Annotated in this window: 15 protein-coding genes; 8 read left to right on the top strand and 7 right to left on the bottom strand. The window is 67.3% G+C overall.

What is annotated here, in order from left to right; all coding sequences use genetic code 11:
• Window positions 1–2 precede the first annotated feature (2 nt).
• Window positions 3–2,924 (top strand): DNA translocase FtsK, encoded by a 2,922-nt coding sequence (locus tag I7S92_RS18140; protein WP_197646901.1) that lies wholly within the window; start codon window positions 3–5, stop codon window positions 2,922–2,924.
• Here I7S92_RS18140 and mnhG read toward each other — a convergent pair.
• The 7 genes from mnhG to I7S92_RS18175 all read right to left on the bottom strand — a co-directional run bounded on the left by mnhG (window position 2,921) and on the right by I7S92_RS18175 (window position 9,868).
• Window positions 2,921–3,280 carry a monovalent cation/H(+) antiporter subunit G gene (mnhG, locus tag I7S92_RS18145; RefSeq protein ID WP_197646903.1) on the bottom strand — a complete coding sequence of 120 codons (360 nt, stop codon included), beginning with the start codon at window positions 3,278–3,280 and terminating at the stop codon, window positions 2,921–2,923. The genes I7S92_RS18140 and mnhG overlap by 4 nt on opposite strands.
• Window positions 3,277–3,561 (bottom strand): K+/H+ antiporter subunit F, encoded by a 285-nt coding sequence (locus tag I7S92_RS18150; protein WP_197646905.1) that lies wholly within the window; start codon window positions 3,559–3,561, stop codon window positions 3,277–3,279. Before I7S92_RS18150 ends, mnhG begins: the two co-directional genes overlap by 4 nt.
• Window positions 3,558–4,040 (bottom strand): Na+/H+ antiporter subunit E, encoded by a 483-nt coding sequence (locus tag I7S92_RS18155; RefSeq protein WP_197646907.1) that lies wholly within the window; start codon window positions 4,038–4,040, stop codon window positions 3,558–3,560. Before I7S92_RS18155 ends, I7S92_RS18150 begins: the two co-directional genes overlap by 4 nt.
• Window positions 4,037–5,665: a monovalent cation/H+ antiporter subunit D gene (locus I7S92_RS18160; protein ID WP_197646909.1), complete on the bottom strand. Its 1,629-nt coding sequence runs from the start codon at window positions 5,663–5,665 to the stop codon at window positions 4,037–4,039. The genes I7S92_RS18155 and I7S92_RS18160 overlap by 4 nt, the downstream gene beginning before the upstream one ends.
• Window positions 5,662–6,006, bottom strand: coding sequence for a Na+/H+ antiporter subunit C (locus I7S92_RS18165; RefSeq protein ID WP_197646911.1), 345 nt, complete (start codon window positions 6,004–6,006; stop codon window positions 5,662–5,664). Before I7S92_RS18165 ends, I7S92_RS18160 begins: the two co-directional genes overlap by 4 nt.
• On the bottom strand, window positions 6,006–8,888 hold the full coding sequence (locus I7S92_RS18170) for a monovalent cation/H+ antiporter subunit A (RefSeq protein ID WP_197646913.1): 2,883 nt from the start codon (window positions 8,886–8,888) through the stop codon (window positions 6,006–6,008). The genes I7S92_RS18165 and I7S92_RS18170 overlap by 1 nt, the downstream gene beginning before the upstream one ends.
• A gap of 200 nt (window positions 8,889–9,088) precedes the next feature.
• Window positions 9,089–9,868: a cyclic nucleotide-binding domain-containing protein gene (locus I7S92_RS18175; protein ID WP_197646915.1), complete on the bottom strand. Its 780-nt coding sequence runs from the start codon at window positions 9,866–9,868 to the stop codon at window positions 9,089–9,091.
• 249 nt (window positions 9,869–10,117) lie between these two features.
• Here I7S92_RS18175 and I7S92_RS18180 point away from each other — a divergent pair, with 249 nt between their 5' ends.
• From I7S92_RS18180 to I7S92_RS18210, 7 genes are read left to right on the top strand one after another with little or no spacing between them, the layout of a single operon-like run.
• Window positions 10,118–10,492 carry a hypothetical protein gene (locus tag I7S92_RS18180; RefSeq protein WP_197646916.1) on the top strand — a complete coding sequence of 125 codons (375 nt, stop codon included), beginning with the start codon at window positions 10,118–10,120 and terminating at the stop codon, window positions 10,490–10,492.
• A complete protein-coding gene (locus I7S92_RS18185; RefSeq protein WP_197646918.1) occupies window positions 10,489–12,672 on the top strand; it encodes a NosR/NirI family protein in 2,184 nt (727 codons plus the stop codon). The genes I7S92_RS18180 and I7S92_RS18185 overlap by 4 nt, the downstream gene beginning before the upstream one ends.
• A gap of 12 nt (window positions 12,673–12,684) precedes the next feature.
• Window positions 12,685–14,649 (top strand): TAT-dependent nitrous-oxide reductase, encoded by a 1,965-nt coding sequence (gene nosZ, locus I7S92_RS18190; protein ID WP_197646920.1) that lies wholly within the window; start codon window positions 12,685–12,687, stop codon window positions 14,647–14,649.
• Window positions 14,650–14,653: 4 nt separating this feature from the next.
• Window positions 14,654–15,982: a nitrous oxide reductase family maturation protein NosD gene (locus tag I7S92_RS18195; RefSeq protein WP_197646922.1), complete on the top strand. Its 1,329-nt coding sequence runs from the start codon at window positions 14,654–14,656 to the stop codon at window positions 15,980–15,982.
• The gene (locus I7S92_RS18200; protein WP_197646924.1) at window positions 15,948–16,844 is read left to right on the top strand and encodes an ABC transporter ATP-binding protein; all 897 of its coding nucleotides are present in this window, start codon (window positions 15,948–15,950) and stop codon (window positions 16,842–16,844) included. Before I7S92_RS18195 ends, I7S92_RS18200 begins: the two co-directional genes overlap by 35 nt.
• A complete protein-coding gene (locus tag I7S92_RS18205; protein ID WP_197646926.1) occupies window positions 16,841–17,662 on the top strand; it encodes an ABC transporter permease in 822 nt (273 codons plus the stop codon). Before I7S92_RS18200 ends, I7S92_RS18205 begins: the two co-directional genes overlap by 4 nt.
• Entirely contained in the window at window positions 17,659–18,213 is a 555-nt protein-coding gene (locus I7S92_RS18210) for a nitrous oxide reductase accessory protein NosL (RefSeq protein WP_197646928.1), read from the top strand. The genes I7S92_RS18205 and I7S92_RS18210 overlap by 4 nt, the downstream gene beginning before the upstream one ends.

Consider the following 18,213-nt stretch of genomic DNA (forward strand, 5'->3'; position numbering starts at 1 on the left):
CAATGGCATCCTTTCAGGCACGGCAGCGCGATCCGCTTCTGGACCAGGGCACGCAGGCGATGCTGGAGCGCCGCGGGCGCGAGCTCATGGGGCTGGGGCTGATCCTGGTCGCGCTGGGCTTTACCCTGATCCTGGGCAGCTACTCGGCCGAGGATCCGGGCTGGATGGTCGCCACCGACGAGCCGGCGCAGAACCTGCTGGGCCGGTTCGGGGCGGCCGTCGCCTCGACCCTGACCATCCTGATCGGCAAGGGCGCCTGGGCGATTCCCGTGATCTTCGCGGTCTGGGGCGGCCGGTTCATGCTGCATCGGGGCGGCGAGCGCGCGCTCGGCCGGGTGGTCTTTGCCGTGGTCGCCGTGGCCTTCGCCGCCGTCCATTGCGCCACGCTGGTGCCGGGGGATACCTGGACCCATACCTTCGGCCTGGGCGGCCTGTTCGGCGATACGGTGCTCGGCTCGCTGATCGGGGTCATGCCGGGCAGCGCGGGCTTCGGGCTGAAGCTCTTGTCGCTGCTGACCTTCGGCGGTCTTGTCGCCTTCATGCTGTATGTCACCGGCTTTGACCGGGCCGAGCTGCAGGCGATCGGGCGCTTCCTCCTCCTCGGCTCGATCCTGGGATATAACGCGGCGGCAACGGCCCTTGGCACGGGCGCGCGCGGCGCGTTGAGCGGAGCGGTGGCGCTGCAGGACCGCGCTCGCAACCGGGCTGTGCCGCTCTCGGCCCGCGAGGCTGGCCTGCGCCAGTCCACGCCGCCGGTCATGGCACCGGAACCGCTGCGCGCCAGTCAGGCGCGGGCGATGCCGGGAACGCTGCGCGCCGATCCGCGCCAGCCCGAGCCTGCGCCCGCGCCGCAGCCGAAACTGGGCCTGCTGGCCCGCCTGCGCCGCAATGCGGTCCCCGAGCCCGAGCCGGAGCTGATCGAGCCCGAGACCCCTTCGTGGAACCAGGCCATGCCGAGCGAGGATCGGATCAGGGCGCGGATTTCCGACGTGATCCGCACCCGTGTCCAGCGCAGCCCGGATTTTCCGACCACCCCGCCGCCGCTGCCGCCCGCCGCAAGGGTCGAGCCGCCGGTGATGCGGCCCAAGGGGCCTGCGCCGCTGATCGCCGATACCCGCCCGCTGCCGCGCATTGCCCCGCTGGTCTCCGCGCCGTCGTTCCCGGCCGAGATCGAGGCGGAGGACGAGGACCTTTCCGTCAACATGTTCTCGCAGGAAGACGCAGGCTGGGACGATGGGCCCGAGGCGCTGGACGACGATCTGGACGATCTGGATGCCTTCGATGACACGCCCTCGGCCCGGCCGATGGCTTTCGCATCCGACCGCAAGGCAGTGGTGCAGCATGCGGTGAAGAAGCCCGCTCCCTCGCGGCAGGCGATGGCGGAAAGCCAGCCCGCGCTGCGCTTTGACGAAAAGGCCCAGGCCTACGAGCTTCCGCCGCTGTCGCTGCTGGCGTCGCCGGTCGGCATCGCGCGCAACCAGCTGTCGGACGAGGCACTGGAGGAAAACGCCCGGATGCTGGAATCGGTGCTGGACGATTACGGCGTCAAGGGCGAGATCACCGCCGTCCGCCCCGGCCCGGTTGTCACCATGTACGAACTGGAACCGGCGCCGGGCCTGAAGGCCAGCCGGGTGATCGGGCTGGCCGACGACATCGCCCGCAGCATGTCGGCGCTGTCGGCGCGGGTTTCCACCGTGCCGGGGCGTTCCGTGATCGGGATCGAGCTGCCGAACGCCCACCGCGAGAAGGTGGTGCTGCGCGAGATCCTCGCCGCCCGCGACTTCGGCGACAGCCACCTGCGGCTGCCGCTTGCGCTCGGCAAGGATATCGGCGGCGAGCCGGTGGTGGCGAACCTGGCCAAGATGCCCCACCTGCTGATCGCGGGGACCACGGGGTCGGGGAAATCGGTCGCGATCAACACGATGATCCTGAGCCTCCTCTACAAGCTGACGCCCGAGGAATGCCGGCTGATCATGATCGACCCGAAGATGCTGGAACTGTCGGTCTACGACGGCATCCCGCACCTGCTGTCGCCCGTCGTCACCGACCCGAAGAAGGCGGTCGTCGCCCTGAAATGGGTCGTGGGCGAGATGGAGGAGCGTTACCGCAAGATGTCCAAGATGGGCGTGCGGAACATCGAGGGCTACAACGGCCGGGTGCGCGAGGCGCTGTCGAAGAACGAGATGTTCAAGCGCACGATCCAGACCGGCTTCGACGAGGAGACCGGCGATCCGGTCTTCGAGACCGAAGAATTCGCGCCGCAGCCCTTCCCCTATATCGTCGTCATCGTCGACGAGATGGCCGACCTGATGATGGTGGCAGGGAAAGAGATCGAGGCCTGCATCCAGCGCCTTGCCCAGATGGCGCGGGCCTCGGGCATCCACCTGATCATGGCCACCCAGCGGCCTTCGGTGGACGTGATCACCGGCACGATCAAGGCCAACTTCCCGACGCGGATCTCCTTCCAGGTCACGTCGAAGATCGACTCGCGGACGATCCTTGGAGAGCAGGGGGCCGAGCAATTGCTGGGCGCGGGCGACATGCTCTACATGGGCAACGGTGCGAAGATCACCCGTATCCACGGGCCCTTCGTGTCGGACGAGGAAGTGGAGGAGATCGTCAACCACCTGAAGAGCTTCGGCCCGCCGGTCTACATGTCGGGCGTGGTCGAAAGCGTGGATGACGAGCGCGACAACGAGATCGACATGGTGCTGGGTCTCAACTCGGAAGGCGACGACACGCTTTACGACCAGGCCGTCGCCATCGTGGCCAAGGACCGCAAGTGCTCGACCTCCTACATCCAGCGCAAGCTGGGGATCGGCTACAACAAGGCCGCCCGGTTGGTCGAGCAGATGGAGGAGGAAGGCGTCGTCACCCGCGCCAACCATGTCGGCAAGCGCGAGATCCTGGTCGAGGAGCGCTAGTCGCTGCGGCTTCCGGCCGGGGGCGGCACATCCGGGCTGCCCTTGGCCCGGTCGCGGACCAGGGCGGTGCGGCCGAGCAGCATCATGGTGACGGGCGTGGTGATCAGGAGGAAGACGCCGATCACCACCTCATGCACCATGGCGCGGTCCTGCAGCCAGGACCAGGAGAGAAGCGAGGCGATCAGGATCGCCGCCGCGCCCCAGCTGGTGCCCAGCGTCGGGGCATGGATGCGGTCGTAGAAGCTGCGCAGCCGGACGAGGCCGACGGTGCCCAGCAGCGTCAGCGTGCTGCCGAGGACCAGGAACAGCGCCACCGGCACCGCAAGCCAGAGCGGAAGCGGATCCAGCCCGGTCATTCGATCACCTCGCCGCGCATCAGGAACTTGGCCAGCGCCACATTGGACACGAAGCTGGTCACCGCGATCACCAGCGCGGCCTCGAACAGGAAGATCGAGCCAAGCCGCAGGCCTGTGGTCACGAACAGCAGCATGACCGAGACATAAAGCGCGTCCAGCGCCAGAACCCGGTCCTGCGCGCGCGGGCCGATCAGGATGCGCACGGCGGCGAGGCAGGCGGCCAGCGCCAGGGCCAACTGGGCAAAGGTCAGCGCGGCAAGAAGCAGGGTGGCGGTGGTCATGCGAATGCCTCCAGCAGCAGGGCCTCATATCGGGTGCGGATCAGGTGCCGCCAGTCCTCGGGGTCCTTCAGGTCGAACACATGCAGCAGAAGAACGCCGCTGGCCCGGTCATGCTCCAGCCAGGCGGTGCCGGGGGTTCCGGTGATGATCATCGCCAGCAGCGCCAGCCCTGTCGGGTCCTGCAGCCGCAGCGGGATCTCGACGAAGCCGGATTTGCGATGCCGGCGGCTGGAGACGATCAGCACCGCCACGGCCGCGTTGGAGCGGACGATGTCCAGCGCCACCACGCCTGCCAACCGGACCAGCGCCGTGACCGAGCGCAGGCGGGTCGGCCCGGTCTCCAGCCGCGCATAGACCAGCCCCGCGCCGACGCCGACGGCGGTGCCAAGGACCAGATGGCCCAGCGAGGCCCGGGTGAGGACCAGCCACATCAGGATCAGGGCCAGGGTCAGCAGGGGATGCGGCAGGATGCGGCTCATGGGCTGCTCTCCCTCCCGTCGGCCGCACGCGGGGCGCCCAGGACGCCCTCGGCATATATCGTGGGCGAGATGATCGCCCGCGCAGTCTGCTGCATGTAGCGCATCGTGACCTCGGCCTTGAGGGTCAGGACGAACAGCAGGGACACCAGCACCAGGACCGGCGCGATTTCCAGCGCCAGCACCCGCGGCGGCTCGGATTCCGTGGCCCAGAAGGTCTGGATGCCGATGCGGACGAGGCCGATCAGCGTAGCCAGGCCGGAGAGGATCACCAGCGCGACGAAGGCCCAGCCCAGGGCAGGGACCGGCAGTTCGGCCGCGAGGATCCCGCGCAGCATCCCCAGCTTGCCGATGAAGCCCGACAGCGGCGGCAGGCCGGTCAGGGCCAGGACGCAGACGCCGAACGACAGGCCCAGAACCGCCAGCGTTCCGGGCACGGCCAGGCCGACCTCGGGCTGTTCCTCGCGCTCGTCCAGGCCATAGGCGTCGGCGGTCAGCGCCAGAAGGGCGGCGATCCCGCCCTCCTCGCGGCTCATCGGTTCGATCAGCAGGAACAGCGCCGCCGTCGCCAGGGTGGAACTGAGCAGATAGAACAGCGCCCCCGCCAGGATGCCGGTCCCCGCCCCCTCCAGCACGAAACCGGCCGAGGCGAGCACCGTGCCCGAGGACACCAGCACCAGATGCGCGGCCATCCGCCCCAGGCTTTGCGAGGCGAGGACACCGAGGAAGCCATAGGCCACCGTGGCCAGGCCCCCGGTGATCAGCACCAGCGCGCCATAGCCCGTCGACACCCCCGCCGCCGCGCCGAAGACCAGGAAGGAGAGGCGGATCAGCACATAGACGCCGACCTTGGTCATGATCGCGAACATGGCGGCCACCGGCGCGGCGCTGGCCATGTAGGCGGTGGACAGCCAGAAGGACAGGGGCCAGATTCCGGCCTTGATCAGGAAGGCGACCGCCATGATCCCCGCCCCCGCCTGCAAAAGTGCGCGCGGCTGCTCCTCCAGCCCCCAGACCAGGGTCGACAGATGCGCCATGCTGAGCGTGCCGGTCGCGCCATAGACCAGGCTGACCCCGATCAGGAACATGAGCGAGCCGGTCAGGTTCACCGCGATGTAATGCAGCCCGGCCCGGATCCGCAGTTGGCCACCGCCATGCAGCAGAAGGCCGTAGGATGCCGCAAGCAGGACCTCGAAGAAGACGAAGAGATTGAACAGGTCGCCGGTCAGGAAGGCTCCGTTCAGGCCCATCAGCAGGAACTGGAACATGCTGTGGAAATGCTGCCCCTGCCGGTGCCAGCCGGCGGCCGAATAGATCAGCGCCGGCAGGGCGAGGAGCGCGGTCAGCACCAGCATCATCGCCGACAGCCGGTCGATCACAAGCACGATGCCGAAGGGGGCGGACCAGTCGCTGAGCAGGTAGAAGCCGATGTCGTTGCCGCCGGTCAACTCGCTGCCCTTGGAGCGGACCAGAAGCTCGGCCGCGCTGAGCAGCATCGCCGTGACCGCGATCAGCCCGATGATCAGCTTGGTGCGCCGCTGCCGCTCGTCATAGACCAGCATCAGCGCCCCGGCGAAGAACGGGATCAGGATCGGCGCGATGATCAGATGTTCGGGCGAAAGGCTCATGGCTCGCGGTCCTGTCCGTCGACGTGGTCGGTACCCGTCACCCCGCGCGAGGCGATGAGGACCACAAGGAACAGCGCCGTGGTGGCGAAGCTGATCACGATGGCGGTCAGCACCAGCGCCTGCGGCACCGGATCGGCATAGGCGGTCGGATCGACGAAACCGCCACGCGGCATCACCGGCGCGGCGGCCATGGTCAGCCGCCCCATCGAGAAGATGAACAGGTTCACCGCATAGGACAGCAGGCAAAGCCCGACGATCACCTGGAAGGTCCGCGGCCGCAGGATCAGCCAGATGCCCGACGCGGCGAGGACGCCGATGGCGAGGGACAGCACGATCTCCATCACGCGGCCTCCCGTTCGGCGGCCTGCTCGCGTTCACGCAGGCGGGCGATGCGCAGCGACTGGTGCGCGATGGCGATCAGCATCAGGACCGTGGCGCCGACCACAAGCGCGAAGACCCCGGTGTCGAAGATCAGCGCCGTGGCGGCCGGGACCTCTCCGATCAGCGGCAGGGTGACATAGCGCGAATGGGCGGTCAGGAAGGGATAGCCGAAGACCAGCGCCCCCAGCCCGGTCAACCCCGCGATCAGCAGGCCCACCCCCATCCAGCGGATCGGCAGGACGGTCAGCCGGGTCTCGACCCAGCGGACATCATGCGCCAGGTACTGCAGCAGGAAGGCGATGGACAGCGTGACCCCGGCCGAGAACCCACCGCCCGGCAGGTCATGCCCGCGCACGAAGAGATAGGCCGCGACCAGCATCAGCACCGGGAACATCCAGCGCATGATGACCGACGGCACCAGCAGCGCATCGGCAAGCTGCGCGGTTTCCTCGGGGCTGGCGGTCTTGAACGAGTCGAGGCTTTCCTGCGCGGGGCGGAAGCGGCGCAGAAGGACGTAGACGGTGATCGCGACGATGGCCAGAACCGTGATCTCGCCGAACGTGTCGAAGGCGCGGAAATCCACCAGGATCACGTTGACCACATTGGTGCCGCCGCCTTCCTTGTAGGCATTGCGCAGGAACCAGTCGCCGACGTTCGGAACCAGCGGCCAGGTCAGCAGGACATAGGAGACCGCCGCCAGCCCGGCACCGCCGACCAGCGCGATCACCAGATCGCGGAACCGGCGCAGATGGGCCGCGACCAGACGGTCGCCCGGAATCTCCTCGCGCCGCTTCGGCAGCCAGCGCAGGCCCAGCACCAGAAGGACGGTCGTCACCACCTCGACCAGAAGCTGCGTCACCGCAAGATCGGGCGCCGAGAGCCAGGCGAAGGTGAGGCAGGTGACCAGTCCGGCCCCGCCGAGCAGGATCAGTGCGGCGAAACGGTGATACTTGGCCATCCAGGCCGACCCCAGGGCGCAGGCCCCGCCGGCCAGCCACATCGCGGCAAAGGCCGGATCCAGCGGATTGCCCAGCGGCTGCGGCGAGGGAGCGAGGCTTCCCCACAGCGCCACCGCCGCCGCCGCGATGGCGGCCAGCACGGCCAGGCGAAGCTGCGGCTGCAGGCGCTCGGTCCCGAAGATGTCGTGCAGGAACCGCGGCGCGCGCCAGGTCGTGACCAACAGCACCTTCTCGAACAAGCGTTGCGCCCGCAGGCGGTGCAAAAGTGGCGGCCCCTCCGGCCCCTCGGCGATCCGCGCGCCGGACAGCGCGACCAGAACCACCCCTCCGGCCAATGCCACCAGGCTCATCACCATGGGCAGGTTGAACCCGTGCCAGATCGCGATGTCCTTGTAGGGCAGGTTCCGCCCCAGGACCGCCCGCGCCGCCTGGTTCAGGACCGGACCCAGCGTCAGGCCGGGCAGCATCCCGATCACTAGGCAGGCCAGCACCAGGAATTCCACCGGCCGCCGCATCCAGGCGGGGGGCTCGTGCGGGGTCTTCGGCAGGTCGACCGGGGGCGGGCCGAAGAAGACGCTGGTGATGAAGCGCAGCGAATAGGCGACCGCGAAGATCCCCGCCAGCGTCGCAAGCCAGGGTAGCGAGTTGTCCAGCCAGGTGCCGTTGTGCCAGTCGGCGGCCTCGGCGAAGAACATCTCCTTCGAGATGAACCCGTTCAGAAGCGGAACCCCCGCCATCGCGGCCGAGGCGACGATCGCCAGGCTTCCCGTCATCGGCATCAGCCGCATCAGCCCGCTCAGCCGCCGCATGTCGCGTGTGCCGCTCTCGTGGTCGATGATCCCGGCGGCCATGAACAGGCTGGCCTTGAACACGGCATGGTTCACGATGTGGAAGATCGCCGCCAGGATCGCGCCGTTGCTGCCGATTCCGGCCAGCGCGGTGATCAGGCCCAGGTGGCCGATCGTGGAATAGGCCAGGAGACCCTTGAGATCATGCCGGAACAGCGCGATGAGCGAGCCGAGCACCAGCGTCGCCATCCCGGTCCCGGTGACCAGGAAGAACCACAGCTGCGTCTCTCCCAGAACCGGGGAGAAGCGGATCAGCAGGAACACCCCGGCCTTCACCATCGTCGCCGAATGCAGGAAGGCCGAGACCGGCGTGGGCGCGGCCATCGCACCCGGCAGCCAGAAGTGGAAGGGCATCTGCGCCGACTTGGTGAAGCAGCCCAGGAGGAACAGAACCAGGACCAGCGGATACAGCGGATGCGCCCGCACCACCTCGCCCGCGGCCAGCACCCGGTCGAGGTCGTAGCTGCCCGCGATCTGCCCCAGGATCAGCATGGCCAGCAGCAGGGCCATCCCGCCGATCCCGGTCACGATCAGCGCCATCCGCGCCCCGTCCCGCGCGGCCTGGCCCTGGTGCCAGTAGCCGATCAGCAGGAAGGAGACCAGCGAGGTCAGTTCCCAGAACACCACCAGCATCAGGATGTTGCCCGAGACGAGCATGCCGACCATCGCCCCGGTAAAGACCATCAGCACGCCATGGAAGCGCGGCACCGGGTCGGAAGGCGACAGGTAGTAGCGCGCGTAGATCAGCACCAGGATCGCGATGCCATAGACCAGCGTGACGAAAAGCCAGACGAAGGCGTCCATGCGGAAGGCCAGGTCCAACCCCAGCGACGGCACCCAGCGCAGCGTGGTCCGCAGGATCTCGCCGTTCTGGAGCGAGCCGCGCAGGACGGCCAGGATCGCCAATCCTGCCGCCAGGATCAGCCCCGAGGACCAGGCCGCCGCGCTATGCGCCCGCGAGGAAACCGTACTCGCCACGGCGGCCGCCAGAAAAGGCAGGCCGGCGAGGATCAGAAGCAGGTTTCCTTCCATCATGCCCGGTTGTCGTCCCTCTCGCTGGATTGCCGCCGCCGACGCACGCAGCCCGACCGTTGCCGCAGGGTGCGGATCGGCCGTTCCAGCATGCATCGGAAGTCTCTTGTCATGATCAAAGGCTTTCGCCTGCCGAATCAAGTCCTTCCCGACGGTGTTTCAGCCCGGTCACGCAACTGTTTTACCGATGTTGCCGCCAGGCATCAGCCCTGCCCCGGCCGCCCCTTCCTTCGCCGTTCCCGTGGGAGTGCGGGCCGGGGCAGCGTCAGGCCGCCGCCGGTCGCATCGGGATTGGGGCCGTCGATCAGCATGTCGTTGGGACACGCCCGGACCAGTGCTGCGCGGTCGGTGATCGTCACCGTCTGGCCCTTCAGTTCGACGCCATCCATCGCAAGCGATCGAAGCGCCCGCGAGAAATTTTCCGCGGTCATCCCCAGATAAGAGGCAACCAGCCGCTTTTCGACCTGCAGCACGAAACGGTCGGCGCGCCCGGCAAGCTCGGACTGTTCCAGCAGGTAGCCGGCGATCCGCTCGCGCGAGTTGCGCAGCTTGAGGTTCTTCGCATGCCGCGCCATCGAGCGGAAGGCCTCGGCAAGCTCTTCCACGATCGAGACTGCGAACTCGGCATCCTCGCGGAAGACCGCGCGAATCCCCGGGGCGGGGACGAGAAGGATGCGGGTCTGCTCGAGTGTCCGGGCCGACATCAGATAGGGCAGGTCGCGGATGCAGGCCGCAAGGATGAAGGTCCCGACGGGACGCACCACCGCCATGGTCGTGCTGGCGCCCTGCCAATCGGCAAAAAGCTCGACGCTGCCCTCAAGCACCACATGCAGGAAGTCGGCGCCCTGGCCCTGGCGGAACAGATCCAGCCGGGGAGGAAACCGCTGGGCATAGGTGCCCTGCATCACGGCCTGGAACGAGGCGGGCCGCATGCTGCGAAACAGCGGCAGGCGCCGGACCTCGTCGAAATCTTCGGCACGCACGTAAAGTCACCTCTTACCAGTTCCGGTCAGAGCAAGGGCTCAACTGACAAATATCAAATCAAGGTCCGAAGTATACCGAAAAGCACGGCGGATTTCCGCAACTGCCGGTTCGGAGATCTGTGCAATGCGGCTGCTTTAGCCTTTTTTTGCAAATGTTTGCCGGATCATCTCGCGGTTGTCATGCCGCGGAAAAAGACTAACTTGATCTTGGTCAAGGATTCGGCGGCGACTTCCAGCCATGGAGGCCACATGCAACGGCTGTCCACCCTTCTCACCGGGCTTATCGTCGCCCTCGCGCTGGTCATGGCCGGCCCGGGTGCGGCGCGTGTCGCGGTGGCGGGGACGATGACCGTGATCTGCGCCCATGGCAATGTCGCGACCGTTTGGCTGGACCAGAGCGGTAATCCGGTCGATCCCGCCGAGGACTGCCGTACCTGTCCCGATTGCCTGGCCGCAGGCCCGGTCCTGCTTGACCCACCGCTTCAGCCCGTCGCCTTTGTCGCCCGGGTCGTCCCGGCGGTGGCAACGCTGCATCCGGCGACGGATTCCGTTCCGACACCGCACCTGTTCCCTGCGCCCCGCGGCCCCCCGGCCGCGACGGCAAAGCATCGGATTGCCCTATGACCCTGCTCCGCTTCCTGATCGTCGCCTTCTTTTCGCTTGTCGGCCTTCCCGCCCTGGCCGAGCCCGTCCTGACCAAATACCTGGCCGAAGTTCCCGCCGAAACGCTGGTGCCCGAGGCTGACGGTTACGGTCCCCTGGACGCCACCCACCCCGTCGCACCTGTCCTGAAGGATGGCGAAACGGTGGGCTGGGCCTTCATCACCTCGGACTTCGTCTCGACCACCGGCTACTCGGGCAAGCCGATCCACACGCTTGTCGCGGTGGACAAGGACGCCCGGATCACCGGCCTCAAGCTGGTCAAGCATTCCGAGCCGATCGTGCTGATCGGCATCCCCCAGGCCAAGATCGACGCCCTGGTCCAGGCCTATGTCGGGCTCGACCTCGTGGCCGAGGCGCAGTCGGGCGGCACCGGGCATGATGTCGACATCATCTCGGGCGCGACGGTGACGGTCATGGTCATCGACGATTCAATCGTGCGTGCCGGGCTGAAGGTCGCGCGCGCCCTGGGTCTGGGAGGACTGCAGCCCGACGCCGCAGCCACCGGCCCCAGTTTCGAGTTGAACCCCGAGGCCAAGGCCGCCTCGGACTGGACGACGCTGGAAGGCGACGGCACGTTGCGGCGGCTGTCGCTGGACGTGGGGCAGGTCAACGAGGCCTTCGCCGCCCTTGGCGACGAGCGTGCCACCGCCCGCGCCCTGACCGAGGCGCCCGAGACCACCTTCATCGAGATGCAGGCCGCCCTCGTCACCCAGCCCGCCATCGCCAAGGCGATCCTGGGCGAGGGCGAGGCCGCGAACCTTGCCGCCTGGCTGCAGCCGGGCGAGAACGCGATCGTCCTGGTGGGCCGCGGGCTCTACAGCTTCAAGGGTTCGGGCTATGTGCGCGGCGGGATCTTCGACCGGATCGTGCTGATCCAGGACGATGTCTCGGTCCGCTTCCGCGACAAGATGCACAAGCGTCTGGTGGCGGTGCAGGCCGCGGGCGCGCCCGAGTACACCGAGGCCGACCTGTTCAAGATCCCCTCGGACGTGGGTTTCGACCCGACGAAACCCTTCCGCATCCAGCTTCTGGTCCATCGCGAGGTCGGCCCGATCGAGAAGGTCTTCACCACCTTCGACCTTGGCTACCAGCTGCCGCAGCAATACCTGCGCCCCGTCGCGCAGGCCGAGCCCGCCGCGATCCCCGGCCCGGCCGAGGCCGTGGCTTCGCAAGAGGAAAGCGCCGCGCATCAGGCCCTCTGGCGGCGGATCTGGCTGGACAAGAAGGTTGAGATCGCGGTCACCGGCGCGATGCTGGCGGTGTTGACGCTGGCGTTCTTCTTCCAGGGTTTCGCCACCCGCTACGAGCGCCGGTTCTACTGGTTCCGCATGGGTTTCCTGACGGTGACCCTGGTGTTCCTGGGCTGGTATGCCAATGCGCAGCTCTCGGTCGTCAACCTGATGGCGCTGTTCGGCTCGTTGATGACGGGCTTCAGCTGGCAGGCCTTCCTCCTGGACCCGCTGACCTTCATCCTGTGGTTCGCGGTCGCGGCGGCGCTCTTGTTCTGGGGGCGGGGGGCCTATTGCGGCTGGCTGTGTCCCTTCGGCGCGCTGCAGGAACTGACCAACCAGATCGCCCGCAAGCTGCGTATCCCGCAATGGACGCTGCCCTGGGGGCTGCACGAAAGGCTCTGGCCGGTCAAGTACATGATCTTCCTCGGCCTCTTCGGCGTCAGCCTCATGTCGATCGAGCAGGCCGAGCATCTGGCCGAGGTCGAGCCCTTCAAGACCGCGATCATCCTGAAGTTCGTCCGCGCCTGGCCCTTCGTCGCCTATGCGCTGGCGCTTCTGGCGGCGGGGCTGTTCGTCGAACGCTTCTACTGCCGCTATCTCTGCCCGCTGGGCGCGGCGCTGGCGATCCCGGCCCGGATACGGATGTTCGACTGGCTGAAGCGGTACCGCGAATGCGGCAACCCCTGCCAGACCTGCGCCAACGAATGCCCGGTTCAGGCGATCCACCCAACGGGCGAGATCAACCCGAACGAGTGCATCGACTGCCTGCATTGCCAGGTGCTCTACCAGTCCACCAGCAAATGCCCGGTGGTCATCAAGAAGCTGAAGCGGCGCGAGGCTGTCGCCGCTTCGCCGGCCCGGAACATCTCCGGGCATCCGAACCAACCAAAACCCCAACCGGCACAATGAAAGGGACAGATCATGTCTGAACGACCAATCTCGGGGATCACGCGGCGCGGCCTTCTGGGGGCCACCGCAGGCGGTGCGGCGCTTGCGGGCGCCATCGGCGGCGGGCGTCTGGCGCTGGGCACCGGCGCGGGTGTCGGCGCGCTTGCGCTGGGCAGCACCGCGGCCCTGGCCGCGGGCGAGGGCTTCAACATCGCGCCCGGCCAGCTTGACACCCATTACGGCTTCTGGTCCTCGGGCCAGACCGGCGAGATGCGCATCCTCGGCATCCCCTCGATGCGCGAGCTGATGCGGGTTCCGGTGTTCAACCGCTGCTCGGCCACCGGCTGGGGCGAGACCAATGAGTCGATCCGCATCCACCAGCGCACGATGACCGAGAAGACGAAGAAGCAGCTCGCGGCCAACGGCAAGAAGATCCACGACAACGGCGACCTGCACCACGTCCACATGTCGTTCACCGACGGCAAGTACGACGGCAAGTACCTGTTCATGAACGACAAGGCGAACACCCGCGTCGCGCGGGTGCGCTGCGACGTGATGAAGACCGACGCGATCCTGGAAATCCCGAACGCCAAGGCGATCCACGGGATGCGGCCGCAGAAGGCCCCGATGACCAAGTACATCTTCTGCAACGGCGAGGACGAGGCGCCGCTGGTCAACGACGGCACCACGATGCAGGATGTCTCGACCTATGTGAACATCTTCACCGCCGTCGACGCCGAGGCGATGATGCCGGCCTGGCAGGTGATGGTCTCGGGCAACCTCGACAACTGCGACGCGGACTACGAGGGCAAGTGGGCCTTCTCGACCAGCTACAACTCGGAAATGGGCATGACGCTGGCCGACATGACCGCAGCCGAGATGGACCACGTCGTCGTCTTCAACATCGCGGCCATCGAGGCGGCGGTCGCGGCGGGCGAGGGGCAGGAACTGAACGGCGTGCGCGTGCTGGACGGCCGCAAGGATGCCAACAGCAACTTCACCCGCTACATCCCGATCGCCAACAACCCGCACGGCTGCAACATGGCGCCGGACAAGAAGCACCTCTGCATTGCCGGCAAGCTTTCGCCCACCGTCACCGTGCTGGACGTGACCAAGTTCGACGCCCTGTTCGAGAAGCCCGCCGCCGAGGTCGATCTGCGCAGCGCCGTTGTCGCCGAGCCCGAGCTTGGCCTCGGCCCGCTGCACACCGCCTTTGACGGGCGCGGCAACGCCTATACCTCGCTGTTCCTGGACAGCCAGGTGGTGAAGTGGAACATCGAGGACGCGATCAAGGCCTATGCGGGCGAGCAGATCGACCCGATCAAGGACAAGCTGGACGTGCATTACCAGCCCGGCCACCTCAAGACCGTGATGGGCGAGACGCTGGAAGCCGAGAACCAGTGGCTGGTCTGCCTCTGCAAGTTCTCGAAGGACCGCTTCCTGAACGTCGGTCCGCTGAAACCCGAGAACGACCAGCTGATCGACATCTCGGGCGACAAGATGGTCATCGTCCACGACGGCCCCAACTTCGCCGAGCCGCACGACGCCATCGCCGTTGCAGCTTCGCGGATGACCAACATCCGTTCGACCTGGGACCGTCAGGACAAGATGTGGGCCGAAACCCGCGCCCAGGCCGAGGCGGACGGGGTGAACCTGGACGACTGGCAGGACATGGTGATCCGCGACAAGGACGATCCGAAGAAGGTCCGGGTCTACATGACCAGCCAGGCGCCGAACTTTGCGCTGGAAAGCTTCACGGTCAAGGAAGGCGACGAGGTCACGGTCATCGTCACCAACCTGGATGACATCGACGACCTGACCCACGGCTTCACCATGGGCAACCACGGTGTCGCGATGGAGGTCGGGCCGCAGGCGACCAGTTCGATCACCTTCGTTGCGGCGAATGCCGGGGTCTACTGGTACTACTGCCAGTGGTTCTGCCACGCGCTTCACATGGAGATGCGCGGCCGGATGTTCGTGGAACCCTCGGGGGCATAAGACCATGCGTGCGTGCCTGACCGCCCTTTTCGTCCTGCTCTCGGCGCCGCTTCAGGCCGCAGAGGTGCATGTCGCGCCGGGCCAGGGCACGCTTGCCTCAGCCATCGCCGGGGCCGAACCCGGCGATGTCCTCATCCTCTCTGGCGGGGCCTATCTTGGCCCCGTCACCATCGACCGGACCCTGACGATGCAGGGTGACGGCACGGCCACCATCGACGGGCAGGGGCAGGGGTCCGTCGTCACCATCGACGCCGACGATGTGGTCCTGACCGGGCTGCATGTCACCGGCTCGGGCAAGGTGAACCAGGACCTCGACGCCGGGATCAAGATCCTGAAGGGCGCCGACCGCGCGCGGATCGAGGGCAACCGGCTGACCGACAACATGCATGGCATCGACGTGCATGGCGGACTGGACAGCCTGGTGCGCGGCAACGCCATCGAGGGCCGCAAGAATCCGCGCATGAACGAGCGCGGCAACGGCATCTACATCTGGAACAGCCCCGGCACCGTGATCGAGGGCAACTCCGTCCGCTGGGGCCGTGACGGGATCTTCTCGAACGCGTCGAAGACCGGGACCTACCGCAACAATCTGTTCCGCGACCTGCGCTTCGCCGTCCACTACATGTACACCCATGATTCCGAGGTTTCGGGCAACATCTCGATCGGCAACCATCTGGGCTTTGCCATCATGTTCTCGAACCGGGTCGTGGTGAAGGACAACCTTTCCCTCGGCGACCGCGAGCATGGCGTGATGCTGAACTTCGCCAACAGCGCCGACGTGGCGGGCAACCTGGTGCGCGGCGGCACGAAGAAGTGCCTGTTCATCTACAACGCCCACAAGAACCTGATCGCGAACAACCGCTTCCAGGACTGCGGCATCGGCATCCACTTCACCGCCGGGTCCGAGCGCAACATGCTGACCGGCAACGCCTTCATCGCCAACCAGGAGCAGGTGAAATACGTCGGCACCCGCTTCATGGAGTGGAGCTTCGAGGGCCGCGGCAACTACTGGTCCGACCATCCCGCCTTCGACCTCAATGGCGACGGCATCGCTGACGGGGTCTATCGCCCGAACGACCTGATGGACCATATCCTCTGGTCGCAACCCGCCGCCGCGCTGCTGACCGGCTCTCCCGCCGTGCAACTGGTGCGCTGGTCGCAGTCCTCGTTCCCGGCGATCCTGCCGGGCGGCGTGACCGACAGCCACCCGCTGATGCAACCCCTTACCATCCCGGTTCCCGACGACATCGCCGCCATGGAGGCAGAGGTCGCCGGACGCTGGGCAAAAGGCAGTTACGATGACATCGACCTTGAAGATCTCGGCACTCACTAAGCGGTTCGGCGACCTTGCCGCGCTTGGCGGGGTCAGCCTGACCGTCGCCCCGGGCGAGCGGGTGGCGCTCCTGGGCCACAACGGCGCGGGCAAGTCGACGCTGATGAAGATCATCCTCGGCCTGATTCCCGCGACGGGCGGCGAGGTCACGATCTGCGACGCGGCCCCCGGCTCGCCCGCCGCGCGCCGTGCCGTCGCCTATCTGCCGGAAAACGTGGCCTTCCACCCGGCCCTGACTGGCGAGGAACAGATCCGCCATTACCTTTCGCTGCGCGGCGAAAGCCCGTCGTTGGCCATGGGCCTGCTGGAGAAGGTGGGCCTGGGCCAGGCCGCCCGCCGCCGGATCGGCACCTATTCCAAGGGGATGCGCCAGCGGGTCGGCCTCGCCCAGGCGCTGATCGGCAACCCGCGCCTCCTGGTGCTGGACGAGCCGACCTCGGGCCTCGACCCCGTTTCCCGGCGCGAGTTCTATGCGCTCCTCGACGACCTTGCCGCGCAGGGGGCGTCGATCCTGCTGTCCTCGCACGCCCTGACGGAAGTCGAGGCGCGGACCGACCGCATCCTGATCCTGTCGCGGGGCCGCCTGGTGGCCGAAGGCACGCTTTCCGACCTGCGCCGCCGGGCCGACCTGCCGGTGACGATGCATGTCACCGCCCGCAACGGCTATGCCCCCGACATCGCCCGCGCGCTGCCCGGCGCGATCCTGGTGGACGGCGCACTGCACCTGACCTGCGCCCAGACCGAAAAGCTCGAGACGCTGGGCCGCATCGCCGGGCTTGGCGACAAGGTGGCGGACCTCGAGGTCCTGCCGCCCAGCCTGGAAGACCTCTACTCCCATTTCAGCCAGCAGGGCGCGCAATGAACCGGATCCTCTCCACCGCCGGGACCGAGTTCCGCATCGCCCTTCGCAACCGCTGGGTCGCCATCGCGCTGGTCCTGATGGCGGTCTTTTCGCTGGTCCTGTCGCTGGCCGGGTCCGCGCCCACCGGCGGCCTTGGCGTCGACCGGCTGTCCGTCACCGTGGCCTCGCTGACCTCGCTCTCGGTCTACCTGATCCCGCTTCTCGCCCTTTTGATGAGCTTCGACGCCATCGCCGGCGAATCCGAACGCGGCACCCTGTCGCTTCTCCTCGCCTATCCCATCGCGCGCGAGGAAATCCTGCTCGGCAAGCTGGTCGCCCATCTGGCGATCCTGACGCTGGCCGTCCTTCTTGGCCACGGCCTTGCCGCCGGCGTGGCGATCGCCACCGACGAGAACGCGCTTGCGGGCCTGCCCGCGCTGTTCCGGCTCAGCTGGTCCTCGGTCCTGCTTGGCGCGACCTTCCTTGGCGCAGGCTATGCGCTGTCCGCGCTCTCGCGCCGTCCCTCCGGTGCGGCCGGGCTGGCGATCGGCCTCTGGCTGGGGCTTGTCGTCCTTTACGACCTCGCGCTTCTTTCGGCGATCGTCGCGGACAACGGCGGCTGGTTCACCACCGATGCCTTCCCCGTCGCGCTTCTCGCCAACCCGGCCGACGCTTTCCGCCTGTTCAACCTCACCGCCTCGGGCGCCACCGCCGCCGCGGCCGGGGTGGGCGGGGCGGCCGATGCCATCCCGCTCTGGCAATCGCTGTCCTCCGTCCTTATCTGGCCGTTTGCCGCCCTCGCCCTGGCCGCTGCCGCCTTCCGAAAGGTCACGCCATGAAACGCGCCCTGCTGTTCGTCCTTGCCCTTGCCGCCTGTCAGGACGAGGTGGCGCAGAACACCGACCCGCTCGCCCTCACCCCCGAGACCATCGGCCATTTCTGCCAGATGAACCTGCTGGAGCATGAGGGTCCGAAAGGGCAGGTGCATCTCGAGGGCCTGCCCGGCGCGCCGCTGTTCTTCAGCCAGGTGAGCGATACCGTGGCCTACCTCCGCCTGCCCGAGCAGACGCACAAGGTCCTTGCCATCTATGTCAGCGACATGGGTGCCGAAGGTGCGACCTGGCAGGAACCGGGCGCTGCGAACTGGATCGACGCCACCACCGCGCATTATGTCGTGGGCGGCGATCTTCCCGGTGGCATGGGCGCGCCCGAGATCGCGCCCTTTGCCGAACTTGCCGATGCCCAGGCCTTTGCCGCAGAACATGGTGGCAATGTGATGGGCCTGAAGGATATCCCCGACAGCGCCGTGATCGCCCCGATGCCCGAGGCCGGCGGCGACGACGACTATTCCCGCCGCCTCAAGGCGCTCTCCGACAAGACTGGAGGCTGA

It is taken from the genome of Tabrizicola soli (assembly GCF_015999335.1).
Taxonomy (GTDB): domain Bacteria; phylum Pseudomonadota; class Alphaproteobacteria; order Rhodobacterales; family Rhodobacteraceae; genus Tabrizicola; species Tabrizicola soli.

Coding starts and splice junctions, on each gene's coding strand:
- I7S92_RS18165 (WP_197646911.1), bottom strand. CDS start 6,006: ATGGAGATCGTGCTGTCCCTCGCCATCGGCGTCCTCGCCGCGTCGGGC.
- mnhG (WP_197646903.1), bottom strand. CDS start 3,280: ATGACCGGGCTGGATCCGCTTCCGCTCTGGCTTGCGGTGCCGGTGGCG.
- I7S92_RS18205 (WP_197646926.1), top strand. CDS start 16,841: ATGAACCGGATCCTCTCCACCGCCGGGACCGAGTTCCGCATCGCCCTT.
- I7S92_RS18155 (WP_197646907.1), bottom strand. CDS start 4,040: ATGAGCCGCATCCTGCCGCATCCCCTGCTGACCCTGGCCCTGATCCTG.
- I7S92_RS18170 (WP_197646913.1), bottom strand. CDS start 8,888: ATGATGGAAGGAAACCTGCTTCTGATCCTCGCCGGCCTGCCTTTTCTG.
- nosZ (WP_197646920.1), top strand. CDS start 12,685: ATGTCTGAACGACCAATCTCGGGGATCACGCGGCGCGGCCTTCTGGGG.
- I7S92_RS18150 (WP_197646905.1), bottom strand. CDS start 3,561: ATGACCACCGCCACCCTGCTTCTTGCCGCGCTGACCTTTGCCCAGTTG.
- I7S92_RS18160 (WP_197646909.1), bottom strand. CDS start 5,665: ATGAGCCTTTCGCCCGAACATCTGATCATCGCGCCGATCCTGATCCCG.
- I7S92_RS18185 (WP_197646918.1), top strand. CDS start 10,489: ATGACCCTGCTCCGCTTCCTGATCGTCGCCTTCTTTTCGCTTGTCGGC.
- I7S92_RS18140 (WP_197646901.1), top strand. CDS start 3: ATGGCATCCTTTCAGGCACGGCAGCGCGATCCGCTTCTGGACCAGGGC.
- I7S92_RS18200 (WP_197646924.1), top strand. CDS start 15,948: ATGACATCGACCTTGAAGATCTCGGCACTCACTAAGCGGTTCGGCGAC.
- I7S92_RS18195 (WP_197646922.1), top strand. CDS start 14,654: ATGCGTGCGTGCCTGACCGCCCTTTTCGTCCTGCTCTCGGCGCCGCTT.
- I7S92_RS18210 (WP_197646928.1), top strand. CDS start 17,659: ATGAAACGCGCCCTGCTGTTCGTCCTTGCCCTTGCCGCCTGTCAGGAC.
- I7S92_RS18180 (WP_197646916.1), top strand. CDS start 10,118: ATGCAACGGCTGTCCACCCTTCTCACCGGGCTTATCGTCGCCCTCGCG.